Annotated in this window: 21 protein-coding genes; 5 read left to right on the top strand and 16 right to left on the bottom strand. The window is 67.8% G+C overall.

Features of this window, described 5'->3' with window-relative positions; translation table 11 throughout:
- Positions 1–18: 18 nt before the first annotated feature.
- From NP80_RS09370 to NP80_RS09355, 4 genes are all read right to left on the bottom strand, one after another.
- Entirely contained in the window at positions 19–240 is a 222-nt protein-coding gene (locus NP80_RS09370; RefSeq protein WP_006403235.1) for a hypothetical protein, read from the bottom strand.
- A gap of 198 nt (positions 241–438) precedes the next feature.
- The gene (locus tag NP80_RS09365) at positions 439–627 is read right to left on the bottom strand and encodes a 4-oxalocrotonate tautomerase (protein ID WP_006411948.1); all 189 of its coding nucleotides are present in this window, start codon (positions 625–627) and stop codon (positions 439–441) included.
- Positions 628–686: 59 nt separating this feature from the next.
- Entirely contained in the window at positions 687–1,463 is a 777-nt protein-coding gene (locus tag NP80_RS09360; protein ID WP_006403237.1) for a class II aldolase/adducin family protein, read from the bottom strand.
- Positions 1,438–2,334 carry an urea transporter gene (locus tag NP80_RS09355; protein ID WP_045593390.1) on the bottom strand — a complete coding sequence of 299 codons (897 nt, stop codon included), beginning with the start codon at positions 2,332–2,334 and terminating at the stop codon, positions 1,438–1,440. Before NP80_RS09355 ends, NP80_RS09360 begins: the two co-directional genes overlap by 26 nt.
- Before the next feature lie 121 nt (positions 2,335–2,455).
- On the opposite strand from NP80_RS09355, the gene NP80_RS09350 reads away from it, so the two are divergent.
- Positions 2,456–3,013, top strand: a complete 558-nt coding sequence (locus NP80_RS09350; protein ID WP_006409777.1) for a putative glycolipid-binding domain-containing protein — start codon at positions 2,456–2,458, stop codon at positions 3,011–3,013.
- Here NP80_RS09350 and NP80_RS09345 read toward each other — a convergent pair.
- The 9 genes from NP80_RS09345 to NP80_RS09305 all read right to left on the bottom strand — a co-directional run bounded on the left by NP80_RS09345 (position 2,974) and on the right by NP80_RS09305 (position 12,598).
- The gene (locus NP80_RS09345; RefSeq protein WP_006409786.1) at positions 2,974–3,885 is read right to left on the bottom strand and encodes an alpha/beta fold hydrolase; all 912 of its coding nucleotides are present in this window, start codon (positions 3,883–3,885) and stop codon (positions 2,974–2,976) included. The genes NP80_RS09350 and NP80_RS09345 overlap by 40 nt on opposite strands.
- 4 nt (positions 3,886–3,889) lie before the next feature.
- Positions 3,890–4,795, bottom strand: a complete 906-nt coding sequence (locus NP80_RS09340; RefSeq protein ID WP_006403241.1) for a metal-dependent hydrolase — start codon at positions 4,793–4,795, stop codon at positions 3,890–3,892.
- Complete coding sequence (locus NP80_RS09335; RefSeq protein WP_006403242.1) at positions 4,792–5,730, bottom strand: SDR family NAD(P)-dependent oxidoreductase; 939 nt, start codon at positions 5,728–5,730, stop codon at positions 4,792–4,794. The genes NP80_RS09340 and NP80_RS09335 overlap by 4 nt, the downstream gene beginning before the upstream one ends.
- A gap of 20 nt (positions 5,731–5,750) precedes the next feature.
- A complete protein-coding gene (locus NP80_RS09330) occupies positions 5,751–7,328 on the bottom strand; it encodes a flavin-containing monooxygenase (protein ID WP_006409775.1) in 1,578 nt (525 codons plus the stop codon).
- Positions 7,329–7,575: 247 nt separating this feature from the next.
- Positions 7,576–8,247 carry a lysoplasmalogenase gene (locus NP80_RS09325; protein WP_035946514.1) on the bottom strand — a complete coding sequence of 224 codons (672 nt, stop codon included), beginning with the start codon at positions 8,245–8,247 and terminating at the stop codon, positions 7,576–7,578.
- Positions 8,248–8,426: 179 nt separating this feature from the next.
- Positions 8,427–9,407 carry a sulfonate ABC transporter substrate-binding protein gene (locus tag NP80_RS09320; RefSeq protein WP_035946506.1) on the bottom strand — a complete coding sequence of 327 codons (981 nt, stop codon included), beginning with the start codon at positions 9,405–9,407 and terminating at the stop codon, positions 8,427–8,429.
- Positions 9,408–9,528: 121 nt separating this feature from the next.
- Positions 9,529–10,368: a MerR family transcriptional regulator gene (locus tag NP80_RS09315; protein ID WP_012216835.1), complete on the bottom strand. Its 840-nt coding sequence runs from the start codon at positions 10,366–10,368 to the stop codon at positions 9,529–9,531.
- Between the two features lie 9 nt (positions 10,369–10,377).
- Positions 10,378–10,938, bottom strand: a complete 561-nt coding sequence (locus tag NP80_RS09310; RefSeq protein ID WP_006396819.1) for a GNAT family N-acetyltransferase — start codon at positions 10,936–10,938, stop codon at positions 10,378–10,380.
- Between the two features lie 145 nt (positions 10,939–11,083).
- Positions 11,084–12,598 (bottom strand): MDR family MFS transporter, encoded by a 1,515-nt coding sequence (locus NP80_RS09305; RefSeq protein WP_006409781.1) that lies wholly within the window; start codon positions 12,596–12,598, stop codon positions 11,084–11,086.
- Between the two features lie 227 nt (positions 12,599–12,825).
- Here NP80_RS09305 and NP80_RS09300 point away from each other — a divergent pair, with 227 nt between their 5' ends.
- On the top strand, positions 12,826–14,385 hold the full coding sequence (locus NP80_RS09300; RefSeq protein ID WP_006409765.1) for a methyl-accepting chemotaxis protein: 1,560 nt from the start codon (positions 12,826–12,828) through the stop codon (positions 14,383–14,385).
- 19 nt (positions 14,386–14,404) lie between these two features.
- Here the strand turns inward: NP80_RS09300 and NP80_RS09295 are convergent, their stop codons facing one another.
- Both NP80_RS09295 and NP80_RS09290 read right to left on the bottom strand, forming a co-directional pair.
- Entirely contained in the window at positions 14,405–16,072 is a 1,668-nt protein-coding gene (locus NP80_RS09295) for an ATP-binding domain-containing protein (protein ID WP_006409761.1), read from the bottom strand.
- An 84-nt stretch (positions 16,073–16,156) separates the two neighbouring features.
- Positions 16,157–17,011, bottom strand: coding sequence for a helix-turn-helix domain-containing protein (locus NP80_RS09290; protein ID WP_006396823.1), 855 nt, complete (start codon positions 17,009–17,011; stop codon positions 16,157–16,159).
- 237 nt (positions 17,012–17,248) lie between these two features.
- Between NP80_RS09290 and NP80_RS09285 the strand changes: the two genes are divergently transcribed.
- From NP80_RS09285 to NP80_RS09275, 3 genes are all read left to right on the top strand, one after another.
- Positions 17,249–18,583, top strand: a complete 1,335-nt coding sequence (locus tag NP80_RS09285; protein WP_006409771.1) for an NAD(P)/FAD-dependent oxidoreductase — start codon at positions 17,249–17,251, stop codon at positions 18,581–18,583.
- A 60-nt stretch (positions 18,584–18,643) separates the two neighbouring features.
- A complete protein-coding gene (locus NP80_RS09280; RefSeq protein WP_006409766.1) occupies positions 18,644–19,738 on the top strand; it encodes a potassium channel family protein in 1,095 nt (364 codons plus the stop codon).
- Positions 19,739–19,943: 205 nt separating this feature from the next.
- A complete protein-coding gene (locus NP80_RS09275; protein WP_006408453.1) occupies positions 19,944–20,270 on the top strand; it encodes a hypothetical protein in 327 nt (108 codons plus the stop codon).
- A gap of 114 nt (positions 20,271–20,384) precedes the next feature.
- Here NP80_RS09275 and NP80_RS09270 read toward each other — a convergent pair whose 3' ends face one another.
- Positions 20,385–21,143 carry an SDR family oxidoreductase gene (locus NP80_RS09270; RefSeq protein WP_006403252.1) on the bottom strand — a complete coding sequence of 253 codons (759 nt, stop codon included), beginning with the start codon at positions 21,141–21,143 and terminating at the stop codon, positions 20,385–20,387.
- Positions 21,144–21,190: the final 47 nt, after the last annotated feature.

Below are 21,190 nucleotides of genomic sequence, written 5' to 3'. Positions count from 1 at the left end.
TCACTCGGCCAGCGACCGTCAAGTCAGTTCGGGCGGCTTGAGGTCGGGATGCCGCGTGTAGAGCGGGTTCATGAAGTCGGTCAGCATCGTGCTCATTACTTGCGAGACGAATTCGCGATAGGCGACGAACTCCGATTCCGGACATGATGCCTGAACCGTCAGCAGGGATCGATCCAGGTCGGCTCCCATTTGCAGGATCATGTCGTTCAGAGCGCTTGCGACTTGCTTGTCGGAGATCATTTACGCGTCCTGTTTAGCATCCCGCCAACGCATTGCAGCGGTTGACGCCGTGCCGGAATCCGAATCGGCGGCTACCGGTAGAGGCAGCCGGCCGGCTTCAGCCAATTCGGCTTGCCGATGACATTGCCGAGAAGGAAAACGGGTATCGGCCTAGCGTGTGCCCAAGACACCGAACACACGCTGATTCCGGAACGCTGCTCAGCGCGGCTCGCTCCACAGCTTGCCGCCGGTCGCCCAGTTTTCCTTCTTCACATCGGTCAGGATGATATCGACGGAGCCGGGTTCGCAGCCGAGCGTTTCGCACGTCACGCGCGTGATCGCTTCGACGAACTGGCGCTTCTGCTCGACCGTGCGGCCCTCGAACAACTGGATATTGAAAGTCGGCATGGAAAAACCTCCGGTTGGGTTTGAAAAAATCGATTCCGCGGATGCCGTCGCCGCCGCGCTCAATCGCGATACGACCGATCGATCCGGTCGAGCCTCCGCAGTAACGCCGGCCATTCCAGTTCGCCTTCGATCGCGCCGCCGTCGCGCAATTGCTCGGCGGTGCGGTCCGCGACGGCCGGCTCCGGCAGCACGAGCGGCCCGCCGCCTGCCTGTGCGCGCAGCTGGATGTCGCAGGCCTTGATCAGCGTATCCATCAGGACATACGCCTCGGCGACCGTGCGGCCGACCGTCAGTGTGCCGTGGTTGCGCAGCAGCATCGCGGATTTCGCGCCGAGACTCGCGGTCAGCCGCGCGCCCTCGGCCGGAGAGAACGCAAGTGCTTCGTAGTCGTGGTAGGCGAGATCGCCGTGGAACCGCAGTGCATGCTGCGACGCGGGCAGCAGCCCGTCGCGCTGGATCGACACCGCAATGCCGGCGGTATTGTGCAGATGCATCACGCAGACCGCGTCGGGGCGTGCCGCATGCACGGCCGCATGCAGGGCGAAGCCCGTCACGTTGACCGCGTGCTCGCCGTCGCCGATCCGGTTGCCGGCGAGGTCGATCTTCACGAGATTCGATGCGCAGACTTCGTCGAACGCCAGACCGAACGGGTTGATCAGGAAATGACCGGGCTCGCCCGGCACGGTCGCGGACAGATGCGTGTAGATCAGGTCGTCCCAGCCGTTCAGCGCGACGAGCCGGTATGCGGCTGCGAGGTCCACGCGCAGCCGGCGTTCGGCGTCCGAGATCGGGCCGCCCGGTTTGACGGCATCAGGACGGTGTGCGAATGACGACATCGGGTTCTCCGAGGGTAAAGCGCCGCGCGACGGCCACCGTGATCCACGACGCGAGCGCGAACGGTGCGGTGAGCGCGACGAGGCCGGCGCGCATCGCAAGCCACTGGATCAGCGCGGCCAGCGCGGCAGCCGCGAGCGCCGCGCGCGTGCCGCGCGGCAACAGCGCGAGGGCGGCGAGCGCGCCGTTGAAGCCGAGCAGGCCGTTCGTCAGCGATGCCGCGTCGGCGCCGAGCGCGGTCAGCAGCACGGTCGACACGACCGCGCCCGCCAGTGCGAATGCAGCCGCGCGGCGCGACTCGGCCGCGATGCCCGCGACGATCAGCGCGCCGGCCCACGCGCCCTGCGCGAACGTGGTCTGCGCGACGCCGGCGAGCAGCGCGGGGCCGATGGCCGACCAGGTCGGCGCCGCGCCGCCGATCGCGCCATCCGCATGCTGCGTCGCAATAAAAAACGGCAGCCAGAGCGCGGACACCGCGAGGCACGGGCTCGAATACGGACACTGCCGCCATTTCGCGAGCGGCCCGCGCATCGCGCGATGCACGAGTGCCGCGCCGATGGCGGGCAACGGCGACAGCGCGACGCCGAGCAGCGGATCGGGCGCGAACACGGCGGCGACCAGCGCGGCGAGCGCGCCGTTGAAACCGTGCAAGCCCTGTTCGAGATCGTCGCGACGCGCGCCCGTCAGCACCGCCGTCAGGTTGGCGGCGGCCGCACCGAGCAGCGCCGCGCACGCGAGCCGCGGGTCGGTCAGCGCCAGCGCCGCGAGCAGCAGCGCGCCCGTGAGCGCGTTCGCCTGCAGCACGATCTGGCCGATGCTGCGCAGCAGGATGCGCAGATCGATCGACAGCGTGGCAGAGTGTGCGGTGAACATGATGGCGGCGGAGCAGGACGAGCCGCGAGCATAGGACACAATCCCATGCACCGGAATAGGGAATTCTGGATAGTCGGAATTTGTGCGCGATGCCCCACCGTGGGGCGTGCGAGGAGGCGGAATGACGAAAGCGGTGCGCTGGGCGTCGCTCGAAGGCGACGGCATCGAACATCTGACGTTCGAGCGGAGCGGCGACGGCATCGTGGTCGAAAGCGCGGTGGTCGGCCAGCGGTACGGCCGGGCCTATGGGCTCGCGTATCGGCTCGTCTGCGATCCGCGATGGCGCGTGACCTACGCGGTGCTCAAGGTGATGGGCGGCGGCACGCTCGAGCTGCACGGCGACGGCGCCGGCCACTGGCGCGACGGAGCGGGCGAGGCGCTGCCCGCGCTGGACGGCTGCATCGACATCGATATCGCGGCGACGCCGTTTACGAATGCGTTGCCGATCGGCCGCCTCGCGCTCGCGCGCGGCGAGCGGCAGCCGATCGATGTCGTCTACGTGTCGGTGCCCGACCTGACCGCGACGCGCGTCGAGCAGGCGTACACCTGCATCGAGCCGGGCCGGCGCTATCGCTACGAAGGGATCTTCCGCAACTTCACGGCCGAGATGGACGTCGACGACGACGGCCTCGTGATCGACTACGAGACGCTGTTCAGCCGTCTGCCGACGCCCGGCTGAGCGGCGGCCGCGGGCGCCGGCGCGGTCTTGCCTTCCTGCGCGGACGCGAAGCGGTCGATCCGCGACGCGATCAGGTCGGGATCGCGCAGCACGATCCAGTGGGCCCCGTCGATTTCCTCGCGCACATGCTCGCCAAGCCAGCGATCGAGATCGACCGTCATCTCGGGCGTCACGTAGCGGTCGCGCACCGGCACGAGAATCTGCACCGGCGCCTGCGCATACCGCTCGCGCGGCTTGCTAGCGCGCGCGATGAAGTTCGCGCGGTACAACTGCAACCCGTTCAGCGCATTCTTCAATTGCGACGGATCGCGTTCGACGCGCACGCGTTCGGTCAGCTGCAGCCAACGCGGCCACAGCGCGGCGCCGCCGAGTCGCCAGACCAGCGACGGCACGATCGGCAGATGAAAGAACGCGATGTACCACGATTTCAGGCTCTGCTTGAGCCGCATCCTCGCGCGGAACACGTGATCGAGGCACGGGCCCGAGATCGACGTATACGACGCGATCCGCCCGCGAAACGCAGGGTCGGTCACAGCCTCCCAGCACTGGATCGACCCCCAGTCGTGGCCGACCAGATGAAACGGACGGTCGCCGCAGGTCGCATCGGCAACCGCTTTCAAGTCGTCCGCGAGCCGCGCGAGCGCGTAGTCGGCGCGGTGTCGCGGCGCATCGGACGCCCCCGCGCCGCGGACGTCGTAGGCGATCACGCGATAGCGCCCGGCAAGCCGTGCGCGAATCGGCGCCCACACGGCGGCCGAATCGGGATAGCCGTGCACGAGAATCAGCGGCGGCGCGCGACGCGGGCCGCTGACGTAGACGGCGAGTTTCACGTCGCCGGAGCGGACGGTCAGCATGTCGCGATCGCGCGCCATCGCATCATGCCTGCGCGACGGGATGCAGCGGCACGCGGCGCGGCGCGGCCTGTGCCGCATAGCGCGCGTTGGTCGCGTCGATGTTCGCGAGCAGCGTGTCGAGTCCCTGCAGATACTGATGGTTGTCGTGATCCCACGGATGGAAGCCCGGCCGGAAATAGTCGAGCCATTCGCGCGCGATGCTCGGAAACACGCCGTGCTTCGGCCCGTACAGATACTTGACGAGACGCCACATGCCGCCGAACCTGCCGTGACGGCGACGATGCGCGAGCATCAGCCGTACATGGAAGTCGAACACGATGGTCCAGAAAATCACGGTCGTGATCAGCATCGTGCCGGTGCGCAGCAGATAGCGGCCGATGCCGGGCTTCATCACCGCGTTCCACACGTCGTACGAGACGGCCTTGTGCTCGGTCTCTTCCATCGCGTGCCACATCCACATCTGCTGATAGCCTTCGACGGAGCCGTCGATCCGATGCTCGTGGCCGGACAGCAGCTGGTTCGCGAGAATGGCCGTGTAGTGCTCGAGCGCGATCGTGATCGCGAGCTGCATCGAATGCGGCAGCACCTTCTTGAACCAGCCGAGGATCGTCCACAGGCGCTTGTCGAGCTTGTGCGCCGGCAGACCGGATGCCTGCAGCAGATCGTTGTACTCGATGTGCTCGCGCGTATGCATCGCTTCCTGTCCGATGAAGCCCAGCACTTGCTTCTTCAGCTCCGGATCGTCGATGCGGTCGCGATAGTTGCGCACCGAATCCATGAAGAATCGCTCGCCGGCCGGAAACAGCAGCGACAGCGCGTTCATGAAATGCGTGACGGGCACGCCCTGCACGTGCCAGTCGCGCGCGCGCTCGGGCGGCAGCGCGAAGCGGACGTCGCGCCGCACCGGCATCATCTGCGGAGTGCTCATGACTGTTTTCCTCCTTGATTGCCTGCGTTGTTGTAGGTGGCGTGGAGCGGGGCGCTTGCCGGCGTGCCGAAGCGTGCCGCGCGGCGGCGCGCCTTCGCGGCCTCCTGACGCGACTTGAGCACGACGAGCGCCTGATAGGCGGCCGGCAGGATCCGCGCCATCCAGTCGGCGGCCTTCGCGTCGCGGCCGATCAGCACGCGGCGCTTGTTCTTGCGCACGCCGGCGAGGATCGTGCGCGCGGCATCGTCGGCGCTCGTGATGAAGAACTTCTCGAAGTCGTCCTTGCCCTGCTGTTCGCTTTCGATCATGAAGCCGACCATGTTCTTCGCGATCCGGCTCGACTGCGCGATGTTGGTGCGGATGCCGCCCGGATGCACGCAAGTCGCCGACACGCCGCACTTCATCATGTCGAGTTCCTGCCGCAGCGATTCGGTGAAGCCGCGCACCGCGAACTTGGTCGCGTTGTACGCGCTCATGCCGGGCTGCGCGAAGATGCCGAAGATGCTCGACGTGTTGATCACGTGGCCCTCGCCGGCGGCCTTCAGATGCGGCAGGAACGCCTTCGTGCCGTGCACGATGCCCCAGAAGTTGATGTTCACGATCCATTCGAGATCGGCGTAGTCCATCCCCTCGATCGTGCTCGACAGCGCGACGCCCGCGTTGTTGAAGATCAGGTTGACCTTGCCGTGCTCGCGCGCCGTATCGTCGGCCCACGCGAACATCGCGTCGCGATCGGCGACGTCGAGCACGCGCGAGCTCACGCGTACGTTCGGCGCGATCGCGCGGACGATCCGTTCGGTTTCGGCGAGGCCGACGCCGTTCTTGTCCGCGAGCGCGACGTGGCAGCCGGCCTGCGCAAGCTGCACCGCGAGCGAGCGGCCCATTCCGGAGCCGGCGCCCGTGATGGCCGCGACCTTGTTGGCAAAATCTTTCATGTCCTTGCTCCTTGTCCGGGTCAGGCTGCTTCGGCCGAAGCGGAAGCGCGAGGGGCGGGCGCCGCGGCCGCGTGCGCGGCATCGTGCGGCGCGCGATACGCGTGGTAATCGGCGATCGAGAAGTGCGCGGTCGCCTGGCGGAAGCGCCAGGTGAAGCCCGGCCACAGCGTCGTGTTCTTGCCGGTGCGCGGATCGAGGTACCAGCTCTTGCAGCCGCCCGTCGACCAGATCGCCTTCTTCAGCTTGCGCTGCAGCTCGCTGTTGAACTGCGCCTCGACGGTCGGGCGCACCTCGATCGCATCGGCGCGCTCGCGGTGCATGGCCTGCAGCGCGCCGAGGATGTATTCGATCTGCGACTCGATCATGAACACCATCGAGTTGTGACCGAGCCCGGTGTTCGGGCCGACGATCATGAAGAAGTTCGGATAGCCGGGCAGCGTCGTGCCGAGATACGCGTGCGCGCCGTCGCGCCATGCATCGACGATGTCGAGGCCGCCGCGGCCGACGATCGCGCCGCGCGGGAACGGATCGGCGACCTGGAAGCCGGTGCCGTAGATCAGGCAGTCCACCTCATGACGCGTGCCGTCGGTCGTCACGACCGCGTCCGCTTCGATGCGCGCGATGCCGGTCGTCACGACGCTGACATTGCTGCGCGACAGCGCCGGGTAATAGTCGTTCGAGATCAGCACGCGCTTGCAGCCGAGCGTGTAGTCGGGCGTGACCGCGCGGCGCAGCGCCGGGTCCGGCACCTGCTTGCGGATATGGCGCAGCGCGAGCTTCTGCACGTTCTTCATCAGCCCAGGATGGATCGCGAAGCCGAGCACGCGCGATTCGAGCATCCAGTAGAGTCCGCTGCGCACGAGCTTCTGCGTGAACGGCAGCGTGCGGAACAGCCATTGTTCGAACCGCGTGAGGCTGCGGTCGGGCTTCGGCATGATCCACGGCGGCGTGCGCTGGAACAGCGCGAGCGACTTCACGCGCGGCGCGATCTGCGGCACGAACTGGATCGCGCTCGCGCCGGTGCCGATCACCGCGACGCGCTTGCCTTCGAGCGGATACGCGTGATCCCACTGCTGCGAGTGGAACGCGCGGCCGCGGAAATCCTCGACGCCCGGAATCGCCGGCAGCGCGGGGCGCGACAGGCCGCCCATGCCGGACACCAGCACGCGCGCCGACAGCCGCTTGCCGTTCGAGAACGTCAGACGCCAGCGCTGCGCGCGCTCGTCGTATTCGGCGCGCTGCAGTTCGTGGTTCATCCGCAGATGCGGGCCGATCCCGAAGCGCTGCACGCAGTCTTCGAGATACGCGCGGATCTCGGGCTGCGGCGCGAACATGCGCGTCCAGCGCGGATTCGGCGCGAACGAGAACGAGTAGACGTGCGATTGCACGTCGCAGGCGCACCCGGGATAGTGGTTGTCGCGCCACGTGCCGCCGACCGAGGCCGCCTTCTCGAGCACGACGAAATCCGTGACGCCCGTCTGCCGCAGGCGAATGGCCATCCCGAGCCCGGCGAAGCCGGTGCCGATGATGGCGATGTCGATGGTTTCGTCCGGGCCGTCATGGCCGGGCGGGCCGAAAGGCAACGTGCGAGCATTCATCCGGGTGTCTCCGATTGGGCTCATTTTTTAATGTTACATTGGTTGATGTAACGATAGTGGGTGAGCCGGGAAATCGCAAGCCACTAGAAGCGCCGCTCTAAGGGCCGGAAGCCGCGCCCGGCAAGGCGCAGCGCGGTTTGGAACGGACGGCTTTCCGCACTGCGGAAAGCGCGCGGACGCCCGGCGCAGGCCGGAAAACGGCCGCGGTTTCGCGCGAGAACGGACGGGACGGCTGTTTGAAACGGAATCAGGGACGGACCGTGCGGGCGGTCGTCTCATGGAAAACCCCGGTCACGATGACGACTTGCGCGAGCGCATAGAGCACCCAGATCGCGGGGCCGATGCCGGGAAAACTGCCGAGAAAGCGCTCGACGCCGATCAGCGTGTCCGAGCCGACGAAGATCAGGCTGCCGATCGCGACGAGCGGCGCATGCGTATCGGCGGCAAGCGCGAAGCTCGCCATCGCGACGAGCACGAGCATATAGACCGCGACCGGCACCGCGAGCTGGCCGAGATGCGGGAAGAACGCGGCATAGAACGCGGGCGCCGCGATCCAGAGCACGACGAGCGCCGCCACGCGCCCGCCGTGCGGCCGGGCACGCCAGCGCAAGAAGATCGCGCAGTAGCACAGATGGGTCAGCAGGAACGCGCCGAGGCCGCCCATGAACGTGAACGGCGAGTCGGGCAGCGCGAGCAGCACGTCGCCGAGCACGGCGGCCGCGAGCGCCGCGACGAGCCACGCGCGTTCGCGCGGTGCGCGCAGCGTGCTGCCGGCGGCCAGCAGCACGATGCCCATCGCGGCTTTTGCGGCGAACTGTCCGCGATACGGCGCAGCGGCGAGCGACACGCCGTACAGCAGCGCGGCGGCGACGGCCAGCGGGCATAGTCGGCGATAGGTGGCGGGAAGCGTGGCGAGCAAGCGCGGTCTCCGGATCGTCGTTGTCGACGCGTGGCGGCAGCCGGTAGCGCCGACGCGCGGATCGACGGCCATTATCCGCAACAACGGGCGGGCCGAAACCGGCGAATCCTTCTAGTGCGCCGGTTTCCGCCGCCGGGCGCTCGCGAGCGCGTCGTGCCGCCCGTCGGCACGCGTCAGGTCTACTTCGCGGCGAGCGCGGCCGCGACGCGGCGGTCGATCCACGCATTGTCGGCGACGTTCAGCTTCTGCGGAATCAGCTTCGCCGCGAGAAACGCATCGGCGACACGCTGCTGAACCGCGACGATCTTCTCGTCGACCGGCACCGCGCCGAACGGCACGCGCTTGATCCAGGTTTCGACGAGCGGCGCCGGCATGCCGACAGTCGGCGCGATCAGCGCGGCCGTCTCGGCCGGATGACTGTTCACCCATGCACCGGTCTCACGCGCCTGCGCGAGAATCGCGGCAACCACGTCGGGATGCTGCTGCGCGAAATCGCGCGTCGCTTCGTAGAAGTTGTTGGTCGGCGTGAGGCCCGTGTAGTCGGACAGCGTGCGGATCTTCAGCGCGTTTTGCGCGGCCGCGTAATACGGGTCCCAGACGGCCCACGCGTCGACGTGCCCGCTTTCGAAGGCGGCGCGCGCATCGGCGGGCGGCAGGTAGACCGGGCGGATCTCGTCGTAGCGCACGCCGACCTTGTTCAGCGCTTCGAGCAGCAGGTAGTTCGCACTCGAGCCTTTCTGCAGCGCGACGCGCTTGCCGCGCAGCTCGGCCACCGAGCGGATCGGCGAATCGGCCTTCACGAACACGGCCTCGTTGTGCGGCGCCGGCGGTTCCGCGCCGACGTATACGAAGCGCACGCCGGCCGCCTGTGCGAACACGGGCGGCGGCGCGCCCGTATAGCCGAAGTCGATGCCGTTCGCGTTCAGCGCTTCGAGCAGCTGCGGGCCGGCCGGAAACTCGAACCATTGCACGTCGTAGCCGAGCGGCTTCAGCCGGGCTTCGAGCGAATGCTGCGCGTGGATGATCGCGAGCAGCCCGGCCTTCTGATAGCCGATGCGTACGACCTGGCCGGCGCTCGCCGGCGCGCAGACGGACGCGGCCGACAGTGCGACGAGTGCGGTGGCGACGGTGCGGGCGATCCAGCGGGGGAAACGAATCATCGAACGAACTCCATGCGTGACGTCTTCGGAGAGCGGCATGCCGCTCGGGTGGAAGAATCGTCGCATGGGCGTTCGCGCCCGCCAACGAAGCAATGCCGATATGAATATGAAAGCGGCGCGCTTATGCTTTGCCGCCGCTGCCGTGCGCCTCGGGCGCACCGGCCTGCCGCGCGGCTTCGTCGCTGAGCTTGCGATCGAGAATCGTCGCGACGCGGCCGCCGAGGTACGCGCTGGCCGCGTTTTCGAGCGCGCGGTTCATCTCCGCCTCGACGAATACGGCCGCGAGCGGACGCAGACGCCAGATCGCGTCGACGAGCGCCGGCACGTCGGTTGCCGGCGGCAGCGTGCCCGCATCGTAGCGGTCGAGCTGCTTGACGACGAGATCGACGAGCAGCCGCGCGACCGCGTCGAAGTGCGGGCGCGCGAGGCTGATCACGTCGAGCAGTTCGCGCGGCGGAATGCCTTCCTTCGTCATCGCGGCCGCCGCTTCGAGCAGCGCGGGGCTCTTCGCGACGAACGACATGCCGCGCCGCTCGAGCAGCCCCAGTTCGGTCACGCGCGCGAGCTGCGTGGGCGTCTGCGGCCCGAACATCTGCGCGAGCGCGGCCAGCGAATAGGTTTTCGGGCGTTCGTGCGACCAGCGTCCGCCGATCGCGTTTTCGAGGCCGAGGATCGAGCGCAGGTCGTGGCCTTCGTCGATCGCCTTGATCAGATCCTGGATGTTCGACAGCGTATAGCCGCGCGCGAGCAGATGATTGATCAGCTTCAGGCGCGCGACGTGCGTATCGTCGTAGATGCCGACGCGCCCGCGTTTCTCGGGCGGCGCCAGCAGCCCGCGATCCTGGTATGCACGGACGTTGCGCACGGTCGTGTCGGACACGCGCGCGAGTTCGTCCACCGTGTACTCGTTGCGGGTTTCGTCGGCGGCGGTGTCGGACGGAGGAGGAGTCTGTTTCGGCATGCGGCCATTCTAGCGCGACGCGCCTTGCGCGGGCGAGGCGGGCAGCGTGGCCGCGCCCTCGCCGAGCGGGCGCTGCAGCAGCGCGATGTCGATCCAGCGGCCGTGCTTGAAGCCGACCGCCTGCAGCGTGCCGGCCGGCGCGAAGCCGAAGGCGCGATGCAGCGACGTCGAGCCGCCGGTGCCGCCGTCCGCGATCGCCGCGATCATCTGCCGCCACGGGCCCGCCTCGCAGCGCGCGATCAGCGCGGCGAGCAGGGCGCGGCCGATGCCGCGGCCGCGCTGCGCGTCGTCGATGTAGATCGAATCTTCGACGGTGTATCGGTAGGCGTGCCGCGGGCGGTACGGCGTCGCATACGCATAGCCGGCGACGCGGCCGTCGCATTCGGCGACGAGATACGGAAGCCCGTGGCGCAGCACCGCGTCGCGGCGCGCGGCGAGTTCGGCGACGTCGGGCGGGACTTCCTCGAACGACGCGACGCTGTGGCGCACGTGATGCGCGTAGATCGCCTGGATCGCCGCGAGATCGGCGTCGGTCGCGTCGCGGACGGTACAGGCGGGAGCAGCGGACATGGCGAAGTCGGATCGGACGAAACCGCTACTATGCGGGCGCGCGGCCGGCAGGTAAAGCGGGCGGCACCGGCGCCTGCTCCGCGATCGGCGGGCGCGGCGCTGGCCCGGGTGTCGGCGGCCGTGCGAAGCGGCGCCGCCGCATCCGTCAGCCGCGCGTGCGCAGCGGTGCGTCCTCGACGAACCAGGCAAGCACGAACGCGATCGCGATCACCGTCGCCGCGGCCAGATAGACGACATGCAGGGAACCAGCGAACGCATGCAGGTATGCGCTGCGGACCGTCTCGGGCAGCTCCCCGAGCGTGCCGGGACCGAGCGCGGCCGGCAGCTCGGTGCCGGCCGGCAGCGCATCGATCAGCCGCGCGCGCAGGCCGTGCGAGAACAGCGTACCGAACGCGGCGACGCCGATCGAGCCGCCGATCGAGCGGAACAGCGTCGCGCCGGACGTCGCGACGCCCATGTGCCGGAACGCGACGGTGTTCTGCGCGGCGAGCGTGAGCACGGGCATCACCATCCCGAGGCCGATGCCGAGCAGCGCCATGTATGCGTACATCGTGTGCAGCGGCGTGTCGAGCGACAGCGTCGACAGCAGCACCATCGCGACGCCGCCGATCAGCGTGCCGGCGATCGGAAACGCGCGGTACGAGCCGAGCCGCGCGATCAGCCGGCCGCTCGCGACCGACATCGCGAGCATCCCGCCCATCATCGGCAGCAGCTGCATGCCGGCCTGCGACGGCGTCGAGCCTTTCACGACCTGCAGATAGAGCGGAATGAACGTGACCGAGCCGAACAGCGCGACGCCGACGACGAAGCCGATCGCGCAGCACAGCACGAAGGTGCGATGCCGGAACAGCTCGAGCGGCATGATCGGCTCGGCCGCGAGCCGTTCCTCGTACACGAACCCGCCGATCGCGACGAGCCCGAGCACGAGCGTCATCCAGAGCTGCGGCGACGACCACGGCAGCAACGAGCCGCCTTCGCTGGTAAACAGGATCACACAGGTGAGGGCGGTCGCGAGGAACGCGGCGCCCATGTAGTCGATGCGGTGCTTCACGTGCGCCGTATGCGGCCGGAACGCGATGCCGATCACGGCGAGCGCGAGAAAGCCGAGCGGCAGGTTGATCGTGAAGATCCAGCGCCACGACAGATGCTCGACGAGAAAACCGCCGAGCAGCGGCCCGACGATCGTCGCGAGCCCGTAGACGCCGCCGAACATCCCCTGATAGCGTGCGCGGCGATCGGGCGGGACGAGATCGCCGATCGCAGCCATCGTGACGACCATCAGGCCGCCGCCGCCGAGGCCCTGCAGCGCGCGCAGCGCGATCAGCTGCGTCATGTCCTGCGCGATCCCGCAGAGCGCCGATCCCGCGAGGAACAGCGCGATCGCGACCTGCAGCACGATCTTGCGGCCGTACAGATCGCCGAGCTTGCCGTAGAGCGGGAGCACGACGGTCGACGACAGCAGGTATGCGGTCACGACCCACGACAGCCGGTCGAGCCCGCCGAGTTCGCCGACGATCGTCGGCAGCGCGGTCGACACGATCGTTTGATCGAGCGCGGACAACAGCATCACCAGCAGCAGCGCCGCCATGATCGGCGCCGTCGGCGCATCGCGGCGCGCGACGGTGTCGACGGACGGCGAGGGAAGGATATCGGTTTGCATTGAATTATCTGCCATGGCAGGAAGTTGCTCGAAATATAGTCGTCGATAGATGACTAGTCAATTTCTGCTTGGGCTCGAATTGTTGCAGTCGTAACGGTGCGTTGCCGACTTGCCAAATTGATCGAGATCAGGGCGAAACGGGGCCGGACTCAAGTTTTCTGAAGGCGAACCGTAATCCAGAGTGCCGCGTCCGCCGGTCGCGGCGCTTTTCTCGATCCCGTGCCGTCATGAATCTGAACGCCCTGTTTTCCCGTTTCTCGATCCGCACCCGCATCTTTTCCACGCTCGGCCTCGTCGCGGGGCTGCTCGTCGTGTCGGGGCTGATCGGCCTCGCCGGCATGCAAAGCTCGAACCGCGCACTCGACGAGGCGTACACGCGCCAGCTCGCCGCAAAGACCGCGCTGGCGGCCGCCACGCTGAACCTGACGATCGTGCGCACCACGCTCGATCGCGCCGTGCTGCATCCAGAGGCGCCCGACCTGCCCGAGCTCGTCGCGAAGGCCGAGAACTACCTCGCGAAGGCGAATGCCGCATGGGGCACGTACGCGGCGATGCCGCACGATGCCGACGAAGCGCCACTCGCGAGCCGGCTCGACGCCGCGCGCCAGGCGCTGATCGGACAGGCGCTGAAGCCGCTCGCCGATGCCATCCGCGAAGGCCGGCGAGACGACGCGGACCGGCTGCTGATGTCGGTCGCGCCGCCGCTGTCGGTCGCGCTGACGCGCGCGACCGATGCGCTGGACACGTTTCAGGCCGCACGCGGCCGCGCCGTCTACGACGCCGCGCAAACGCGCTACGACTGGCTGCGCGCCGGCGCGATCGCCGGCATCGCGCTCGGCGTTGCCGCGTGTCTCGGCTGCGCGATCGGCCTGCACTTCGCGATCACGCAGCCGGTCAACCGGCTGCTCATGCATTTCCGCCGGCTGTCCGACGGCGACCTGACGTCGGAAGTGCGCTGGACGTCGCGCGACGAGATGGCGGAACTCGTGAAGGGCGTGACCGGCATGCAGCGCAGCCTCGCCGATACGGTGCGCCAGGTTGCGCACGGCTCCGACGCGATCTCGACCGCGACGCACCAGATCGCGGCCGGCAATACGGACCTGTCGCAACGCACCGAGGAACAGGCGGCCGCGCTGCAGCAGACTGCGGCGAGCATGGAGCAACTGACCGCGACCGTGAAGCAGAACGCCGATCACGCGCTCGAGGCGCAGGCCTGCGCCGACGACGCGCGCGAGATCGCGACGCGCGGCGCGACGGTCGTCGGCGAAGTGATCGGCACGATGGGCGAGATCGACCAGAGTTCGCAGAAGGTCGCCGACATCATCGGCACGATCGAGGGCATCGCGTTTCAGACCAACATCCTCGCGCTGAATGCCGCGGTCGAAGCCGCGCGCGCGGGCGAGCAGGGCCGCGGCTTCGCGGTGGTCGCCGGCGAGGTGCGTACGCTCGCGCAGCGCTCGGCGTCCGCGGCGAAGGAAATCCGCACGCTGATCGGCGAGTCGGTCGAGCGCGTCGCGAACGGATCGCGGCTCGTCGGCGTCGCGGGCGAAACGATGCGTGACATTCAGCAGGCGATCGCGCGCGTCGCCGGCATCATGACCGAGATCGCGGCCGCGTCGAACGAGCAGCGCGACGGCATCGAGCAGGTCAATCGCGCCGTGTCGCAGATGGATCAGGTATCGCAGCAGAACGCTGCGCTCGTCGAGCAGGCGGCGGCTGCCGCCGCGTCGCTCGAAGAGCAGGCCGAGGGCTTGCGGCGCGCGGTCGGCGCGTTCCGCGTCGCCTGAGCCGGCGCACGCGGCCGCGTCAGGCGGCCGTCAATTGCGCGGCGGCGCGCGCCGACGCGACGATCAGCAGCTTCATCGTCGCGCGCGTCGCGCCGACGAACAGCTTGCGGGCCGCGCGCGCGTCGAGCGACGCGAAGTCGACCTCGGTGAGGATCACGCACGGCGCCGACTGTCCCTTGAAGCGATGGATCGAATCGAGCAGCACGTCGCCGTCGCGATACTCGGGGTTGCCGAACAGGTCGTACGTGCCGGTGAAGCGCTTGAGCCGGTGCGGGCCGAGCTGGTCGAGCGGCGCGAGCACCGACCCTTCGCGGCCGCGGTACGACAGCACCGCGATGTCCTGCTTGCGAAAGCCGAGCGACAGCGCGTGCGTGATCGCGCGCTTGGTCGCGTCGATGCAGGCGTCGGCGAGCGTGTCGGCCGACGCATCCGGTTCCCCGTATGCCGACACCGACGGATCGGACCCGTCGAACGGGCTGCCCGAGCGCAGTTCGCTCGCGAGCGGTTCGACGCGCCCGACGATGTCGCGCACGAATTCGAGCACGTCGCGCGGGCTGCGGTAGTTCGTCAGCGCCTTCAGCGTGACCCAGCCCGACAGCGCGACCGGCTCGCGCATGTACAGGTTCTGCAGCGGATCCTCGAGCCACCACCATGCGCCGTCCGCGGCGAGCAGCCGCTCGAGCGCGGCGGCCCATGACGCGTGGAAATCCTGTCCTTCGTCGACGATCAGCACGTCGAAGCGCCAGCGGCCGGCGATCGGCGTCTGCGCGAAACGCGCTTCGAGCTGCTCGAACGCGCCGGGCGCCTGGAAGTCCGGCACATAGCCGCCGTCGCGCGCGACCCAGTCGCACAGCTGGTGGTAGTTCGCGACCGTCGCGCCCGCCGGCGCGATCCGCGCGATGTAGTCGGCGAGCGGCCGGTTGAAGCAGACGTACAGCACGCGCTTGCCGGCCGCGACCGCATCGCGCATCGCCTGCACGGCGAGCTGCGTCTTGCCGGAGCCGGCGGTGCCCGTCACGCGCAGCCGGAACGGCGTGAACTCGAGCTGGCGCGCCCAGGCGGCAAGGCCGCCCGACAGCCGCGTGACGAGCGTGCCGGCCTGGCCGACGAGCGCGCTCGTGTCGGGCGTCAGCGCCAGCTCGTCGGCGAGAAAGTGGTGGATCCTGGCGGCGTTCGGCAGCGGCGTTTCGTCTTCGGGCAGGATCTGCAAAATCACCTGCGCGAGCTGCGCCTTGCGCGACGCATCGACGATGCGGTCGGCCGCGACGCCGGCGATCGCGGTCTGGCGGATCGCGTAGTCCGGGCAATACAGCAGCGCGTCGATCCCGTAGACGCCGGCGCCGAACGCGGCCGTCAGCCGGCGATGCAGCGTTTCCTGCGTGCGCGCGAGCTGGATCGCGACGTTGCGCTCGGTCTGCAGATACACCTTCACGAGCCCTTTCGGCGTCTCGCGCAGAAAACCGGCCTTCAGTTCGATCAGCAGCACGCGGCCGGCCGGGCTCACGACGACGAACGCGGTCTCGCCGAACACCGAAAAACCCTGGTCGGCGCGCGTCCAGTGCACGCCGTGGTAGACGGTGTAGCCGTCGGGCAGCGCGTGTTCGAGTGCGGCGAGCGTTTCGCGTTCGCGTTCGGCAGCGCCGGTCGCGGCGAGATTTTTCCAGTCGTCAGGGATGAGGCGGGCCATGGAGTCGGGCGGCGGATGCCGGCGTCGCGTGAACGGGTCCGGCTATTGTACTGACGAAGCCGCGGGCGGCCGCCGTGTGCGGTGTTATCCGCGTGCGAGCCGCTTCGCGAGATCGGCGCTGAGGATCGCCATGCGCGCCGGCTTCTCGTAGCAGACGACGTCGAACGTACGGATCACTTCGCTGATGTCGGCTTCGCTCGCGCGGCCCGTCAGCAGATCGCCGGTCAGCACGAAAATCGGCGCGCCCGGATTGTCGGAGGTGCGCACGGCCTTGATCGCGGTCGCGGCCGTGCAGTCGTCGAACAGCCACTCGGTGACGACCGCGTCGAACGCCTGACCCTGCAGCGCATCGACGAAGGCGGTCAAGCCGTCGAACGACGCCGTCGCGAAGCCCTGGCGCTCGAGATAGCGGCACAGCTCGGTCGCGCTCACGCGATCGGGATCGATGACCGCGACGACGAGCTTGTCGCTTTCCGCACGGCGCGGATAGATTTCGATCTTGTGCACGTCGTACGCGTTCTGGTACAACACGCCGGTGTGGCGCAGCACGCGCCAGCGGCCGTTCTGTTCGTACGCGACGAATTCGGGGCGCGCGCCGGCTTCGAGCGGCGCGCCGATCCATGCGGTGCACGGGATCTCGGCGACACCGGCATAGAGAATCGCGTCTTGCGAGCACGCGCCGACCATGCCGGGGTCGAGCGTCTGGGCGCCGAACAGCTGGGCGGCCGGTTCGCCGTACGCTTCGGCGACTTTCTTGATCTGCGCGAGTGTCCACGGGCTGCTGCCGCGCAGCTTGCGGTGGCCTTGTGAAAAACTCAGGTCGAGGATGCGGCACAGCTCGGTGGTCTGCTGGCGCTTGCCGATGCCGTTGCGGGTCATCAGCTCGCGCACGCGCTCGGCAACCGCGAGGGAGTCCGTGGTGATTGCTTCGGTGGTCATGCTACGGGAGCGGATCGGGTCGAATCGAATGACGTTCAGAACGACGCCTTGCGGCGGTCTCGGCGGACAGTCCTGACGGATGTCCAGTGGCGAGCCGACCGGCCACGCGCAGAAAAGATAACTTTACCGCAAAATGGCTTTCGCTCCTTGTGCAGATCGGTGCGTTTCTGTGAAAGGTGTATCCCGGCATTACGGCCGGGCATGCGTTAGCCGGACATTCCTACCGAACAAGAAATAATGACGACAATTTACCCGCTGCACGATGCGCTCACGCGCGCCGACGCGCCGTTTCCGACCGAAGCCGACGTCGTGATCGCCGGCGCCGGCATCATGGGGTGTGCGGCCGCGTACTACCTCGGACAGCGCGGCCTGAAGGCCGTGGTGCTCGACAAGTCGCGCATCGCCGGGCAGCAGTCGACGCGTGCATGGGGCTTCGTGCGGCAGCAGGGGCGCGAATCGGCAGAAGTGCCGCTGATGATGGCAGGCATGCGCATCTGGGAAAAATTAGAGGAAACGCTCGGTTTCGATCTCGAATGGCGGCAAGGCGGCTGTCTCTATATTGCGGACAACGAAACGGATTGGCAGTCGTTTCAGGCGTGGCTCGCCGTCGCACGCGAGCACGGGCTCGATACGCGCACGCTGACGCGCGCGCAGATCGACGAGCGCGTGCGCGGGCTGTCGACCGATGCGCGCACGCTCGGCGGCCTCTATACCGAAAGCGATGGCCAGGCCGAACCGCGCCGCGTGGCCGCCGCGTTCGCCGCGCGCGCGATCGAGTCCGGCGCGCGCTTCTTCGAAGGCTGCGGCGTGACCGCGATCGAGACGGGCGGCGGCGCGGTGACCGGCGTGGCCACGGAGCGCGGCACCATCCGCACGCGGCGCGTGATCTGCGCGGCCGGCGCGACGAGTTTCCGGCTGCTCGACGGCGTCGGCATCCGGCTGCCGCAGCAGGCGGTGCGCGGCACCTGTATGCGCACCAATGTGGTGCCGCCGGTATCCGCGTCGACGATCTGGGGGCATGGCCTCGGCATCCGGCAGCGCAAGAACGGCGCGATCAATCTCGCCGACGACATGCAGGTCGACGTCGATCTGACGCTCGGCCACTTGCGCGGGCTTAGCCTGTTCTGGCCGGCGTTCTGGTCGCAGCGCGAGAAATTCCGTCTGCATCTGAACGGCGCCGCGTGGCGCGACGTGCTTGCGCGGCTCGCAGGCGGCCTCGACGCGATCGAGCCGCGCGATCCGTTGCCGCAACCGAACCGTTCGCATGCGCCGCGCGCGCTCGAAAAGCTGAAGGCGATCTTCCCCGTGCTGAAGGATGCGCAGATCGTCGAGGCCTGGGCCGGGCTGATCGACGTGCTGCCGGACGGGATTCCGGTGATCGACGCACCCGACACGCCGGCGGGCCTCACGATCGCGACGGGATTCTGCGGTCACGGCTTCGCGATGGGGCCGATCGTCGGGCGGCTGCTCGCCGAATGGATCGACACGGGCGCACCGTCGCTCGATCTGTCGGCGTTTCGCGCGCGACGTTTCGTCGACGGCACGATGGTGCCGCCGCGCAGCATGCTGTGACGGACGCGTGCGCGCCGCCGCATCGTAGAATCGAGCCCGCATCGTTCAGGAGACTTCCCGTTGGCTTCGCCTTCCGCCCAGCGTCGTTCACTGCGTTCGCGGCTGCGCCGCGCGCGCGATCCGTGGCAGGCGCCGCGCACACGCACGTTGTTTACGCGTCCCGCGACGTCGCCGCGCCGCACGCTGCTGTTTCGCCTCGGCGCGGTGCTGCTGCTGTGCGTGCTCGCGTTCTTCGCGCTGTATCTCGATCGCGACGGGCTGCGCGATTCGACGAAAAGCACGCCGATGAGCATCGCCGATCTCGTCTATTTCACGATGGTGACGGTCGCGACGGTCGGCTACGGCGACATCGTACCCGTCACCGCGCGTGCGCGGCTGATCGATGCGTTCTTCATCGTGCCGATCCGCATCGTCATCTGGTTCATCTTTCTGGGCACGGCGTATCAGTTCGTGATCCAGCGCGTCATCGAGGAATTCCGCATGAAACGGCTGCAAAAGCAATTGACCGATCACATCGTCGTGTGCGGCTACGGGCTGTCCGGGTCGATCGCGGTGCGCGAGCTGCTCGAAAGCGGCGTCGAGCCCTCGACGATCATCGTGATCGATGCGCAGCAGCAGGCGCTCGAAGCGGCGACCGCGCTCGGCGTGACGGGGCTGCTCGGCGATCCCGCGCAAGAGGATCTGCTGCGCCAGGCGCAGGTGCGCGCGGCGAAAGCCGTGATCATCTCGGTGACCGACGATCCGACCGCGATTCTGCTGACCTTGTCGGTACGTAGCATCGCGCCCGAGACGAAGATCGTCGTGCGCATCCAGGAGAATCTGTATCAGCGGCAATTGCGGCAGGCCGGCGCGGACGTGATCGTGTCGTCGACGAAGATCGGCGCGCTGCTGCTGGCCGATGCCGTGCATAGCCGCTATATCGTGCCGTTCGTGAACGACATGCTGTCGACGCGCGGGCGCGCGACGCTGGTCGAGCGCGAGGCGCTGCCGCACGAGGTCGGCTGCATGACGAACATGGTGCCGGGCGCGATCGTCGTCGGCCTCGATCGCTGCGGGAAGATCCAGTCGTTCTACGAGGATCCGCCGTGCCGGATCGAGGCGGGCGATACGCTGGTCGTCATTCAGTCGGCGCGGATTCCGGATGCGGATGTTTGAAGGTTTTTTAAAACATGCCGGTTGAGCCTATGAGAACCTCTCATAGAAAATCCAAGCTTCACAGCCAGTCTGAAATCGTCGGACGCGTTCAATCGGACAATATCGTATCGCCCTAAAGTTTTCCCTCCGTATGCCGATACTTCCGGGTTGGGCAGCCGAATTAGGGCCGCCCGAAATAACCCGTTCAATTCGATAAGGAGAAAAAATGAGTATCGCGAGCGACGACGCCGTTCAGGGGGGCGGCGGGCTGATGTCACTTGGTAAGGCTTTCGGGTTCTACGTGGGAGCCGTGGTCGCATTGATTGCTGGCGCAGTGATCGCTGGCATAAGCAAGGCAGTGATCGTCTACTTTGTCGTTTACTTCGCCTGCGGTATTTTCTTGAACCGTACGGTGTTGCGAAATTTGATCACGTTCCATCCGGTCTATAACACGCTACACAACGTATTCTCGACTAAAGTCCGCGCGCTGATATTCTGGCCGATTTCCTATCTCGTCCTGATTGGCAAGATTGCGGTAGTCCGCGCGATCTGACCTGGCGCCGCCGAGCGCGGCACGACCTCACGTATCCGGTCTCGCGATGTCGACGCTCGATGCTCGGCAATGCGTCGGGCGATGAACGGGCGCAGTCGTGCCGCGCGGCCAAACCTACCCACGCCCCACAAACGGCATCGTCGTCGCCATGATCGTCATGTTCAGAATGTTCGCGTCCAGCGGCAGGCTGGCCATCTGCACGACCGCGTTCGCGACATGCGCGACGTCCATGCGCGGCTCCGGCGCCATGCTGCCATCCGCCTGCGGCACGCCTTGCGTCATGCGTTCCGTGAGCGCGGTCGCCGCGTTGCCGATGTCGATCTGACCGCAGGCGATGTTGTACGCGCGGCCGTCCAGCGCCAGCGACCGCGTGATTCCGGTCACCGCATGCTTGGTGGCCGTGTACGCGATCGTCTCGGGGCGCGGCGAGTACGCCGAGATCGAGCCGTTGTTGATGATGCGGCCGCCTTGCGGCGTCTGCGCCTTCATGATGCGCCAGGCCGCCCGCGCGCAGAGGAACACGCCGGTCAGATTGGTTGCAACCACGGCGTTCCAGACGTCGAGCTCGTATGCGTCGAGGGAAACGGGCGGCGCGTTGCGTCCGGCATTGTTGAAAAGCACGTCGAGCCGGCCGAACTGCTGCTCGATCTGCGCAAACGCGTGGTCCACCGACACTTCGTCGGTGACGTCGGCGGGAAACACGTGCGCGTCGCCGCCCGCGGTGTGAATCGCTTCTTGCGTTTCGCGTAACGACGCTTCCGTACGCCCGATCAGCGCGACGGTGAATCCCGCGCCGGCGAGCGCGACGGCCGCCGCACGACCGATGCCGGATCCGGCGCCCGTGACGGCTGCGAATTGCTTCGAGACAGACATGGCTTGAATTCCTGCTAGGTTGAAGGGGGGGCGCAGACGCACGCGCG

Source organism: Burkholderia multivorans ATCC BAA-247, assembly GCF_000959525.1.
Lineage (GTDB): Bacteria > Pseudomonadota > Gammaproteobacteria > Burkholderiales > Burkholderiaceae > Burkholderia > Burkholderia multivorans.
The sequence above is the reverse complement of the archived record's forward strand: the minus strand, read 5'-3'. Positions and strand labels throughout refer to the sequence as shown.

Excerpts from the sequence above, each read along its gene's own strand:
- NP80_RS09370 (WP_006403235.1), bottom strand. The coding sequence starts at position 240 with ATGATCTCCGACAAGCAAGTCGCAAGCGCTCTGAACGACATGATCCTG.
- NP80_RS09365 (WP_006411948.1), bottom strand. The coding sequence starts at position 627 with ATGCCGACTTTCAATATCCAGTTGTTCGAGGGCCGCACGGTCGAGCAG.
- NP80_RS09360 (WP_006403237.1), bottom strand. The coding sequence starts at position 1,463 with ATGTCGTCATTCGCACACCGTCCTGATGCCGTCAAACCGGGCGGCCCG.
- NP80_RS09355 (WP_045593390.1), bottom strand. The coding sequence starts at position 2,334 with ATGTTCACCGCACACTCTGCCACGCTGTCGATCGATCTGCGCATCCTG.
- NP80_RS09350 (WP_006409777.1), top strand. The coding sequence starts at position 2,456 with ATGACGAAAGCGGTGCGCTGGGCGTCGCTCGAAGGCGACGGCATCGAA.
- NP80_RS09345 (WP_006409786.1), bottom strand. The coding sequence starts at position 3,885 with ATGGCGCGCGATCGCGACATGCTGACCGTCCGCTCCGGCGACGTGAAA.
- NP80_RS09340 (WP_006403241.1), bottom strand. The coding sequence starts at position 4,795 with ATGAGCACTCCGCAGATGATGCCGGTGCGGCGCGACGTCCGCTTCGCG.
- NP80_RS09335 (WP_006403242.1), bottom strand. The coding sequence starts at position 5,730 with ATGAAAGATTTTGCCAACAAGGTCGCGGCCATCACGGGCGCCGGCTCC.
- NP80_RS09330 (WP_006409775.1), bottom strand. The coding sequence starts at position 7,328 with ATGAATGCTCGCACGTTGCCTTTCGGCCCGCCCGGCCATGACGGCCCG.
- NP80_RS09320 (WP_035946506.1), bottom strand. The coding sequence starts at position 9,407 with ATGATTCGTTTCCCCCGCTGGATCGCCCGCACCGTCGCCACCGCACTC.
- NP80_RS09315 (WP_012216835.1), bottom strand. The coding sequence starts at position 10,368 with ATGCCGAAACAGACTCCTCCTCCGTCCGACACCGCCGCCGACGAAACC.
- NP80_RS09310 (WP_006396819.1), bottom strand. The coding sequence starts at position 10,938 with ATGTCCGCTGCTCCCGCCTGTACCGTCCGCGACGCGACCGACGCCGAT.
- NP80_RS09305 (WP_006409781.1), bottom strand. The coding sequence starts at position 12,598 with ATGCAAACCGATATCCTTCCCTCGCCGTCCGTCGACACCGTCGCGCGC.
- NP80_RS09300 (WP_006409765.1), top strand. The coding sequence starts at position 12,826 with ATGAATCTGAACGCCCTGTTTTCCCGTTTCTCGATCCGCACCCGCATC.
- NP80_RS09295 (WP_006409761.1), bottom strand. The coding sequence starts at position 16,072 with ATGGCCCGCCTCATCCCTGACGACTGGAAAAATCTCGCCGCGACCGGC.
- NP80_RS09290 (WP_006396823.1), bottom strand. The coding sequence starts at position 17,011 with ATGACCACCGAAGCAATCACCACGGACTCCCTCGCGGTTGCCGAGCGC.
- NP80_RS09285 (WP_006409771.1), top strand. The coding sequence starts at position 17,249 with ATGACGACAATTTACCCGCTGCACGATGCGCTCACGCGCGCCGACGCG.
- NP80_RS09275 (WP_006408453.1), top strand. The coding sequence starts at position 19,944 with ATGAGTATCGCGAGCGACGACGCCGTTCAGGGGGGCGGCGGGCTGATG.
- NP80_RS09270 (WP_006403252.1), bottom strand. The coding sequence starts at position 21,143 with ATGTCTGTCTCGAAGCAATTCGCAGCCGTCACGGGCGCCGGATCCGGC.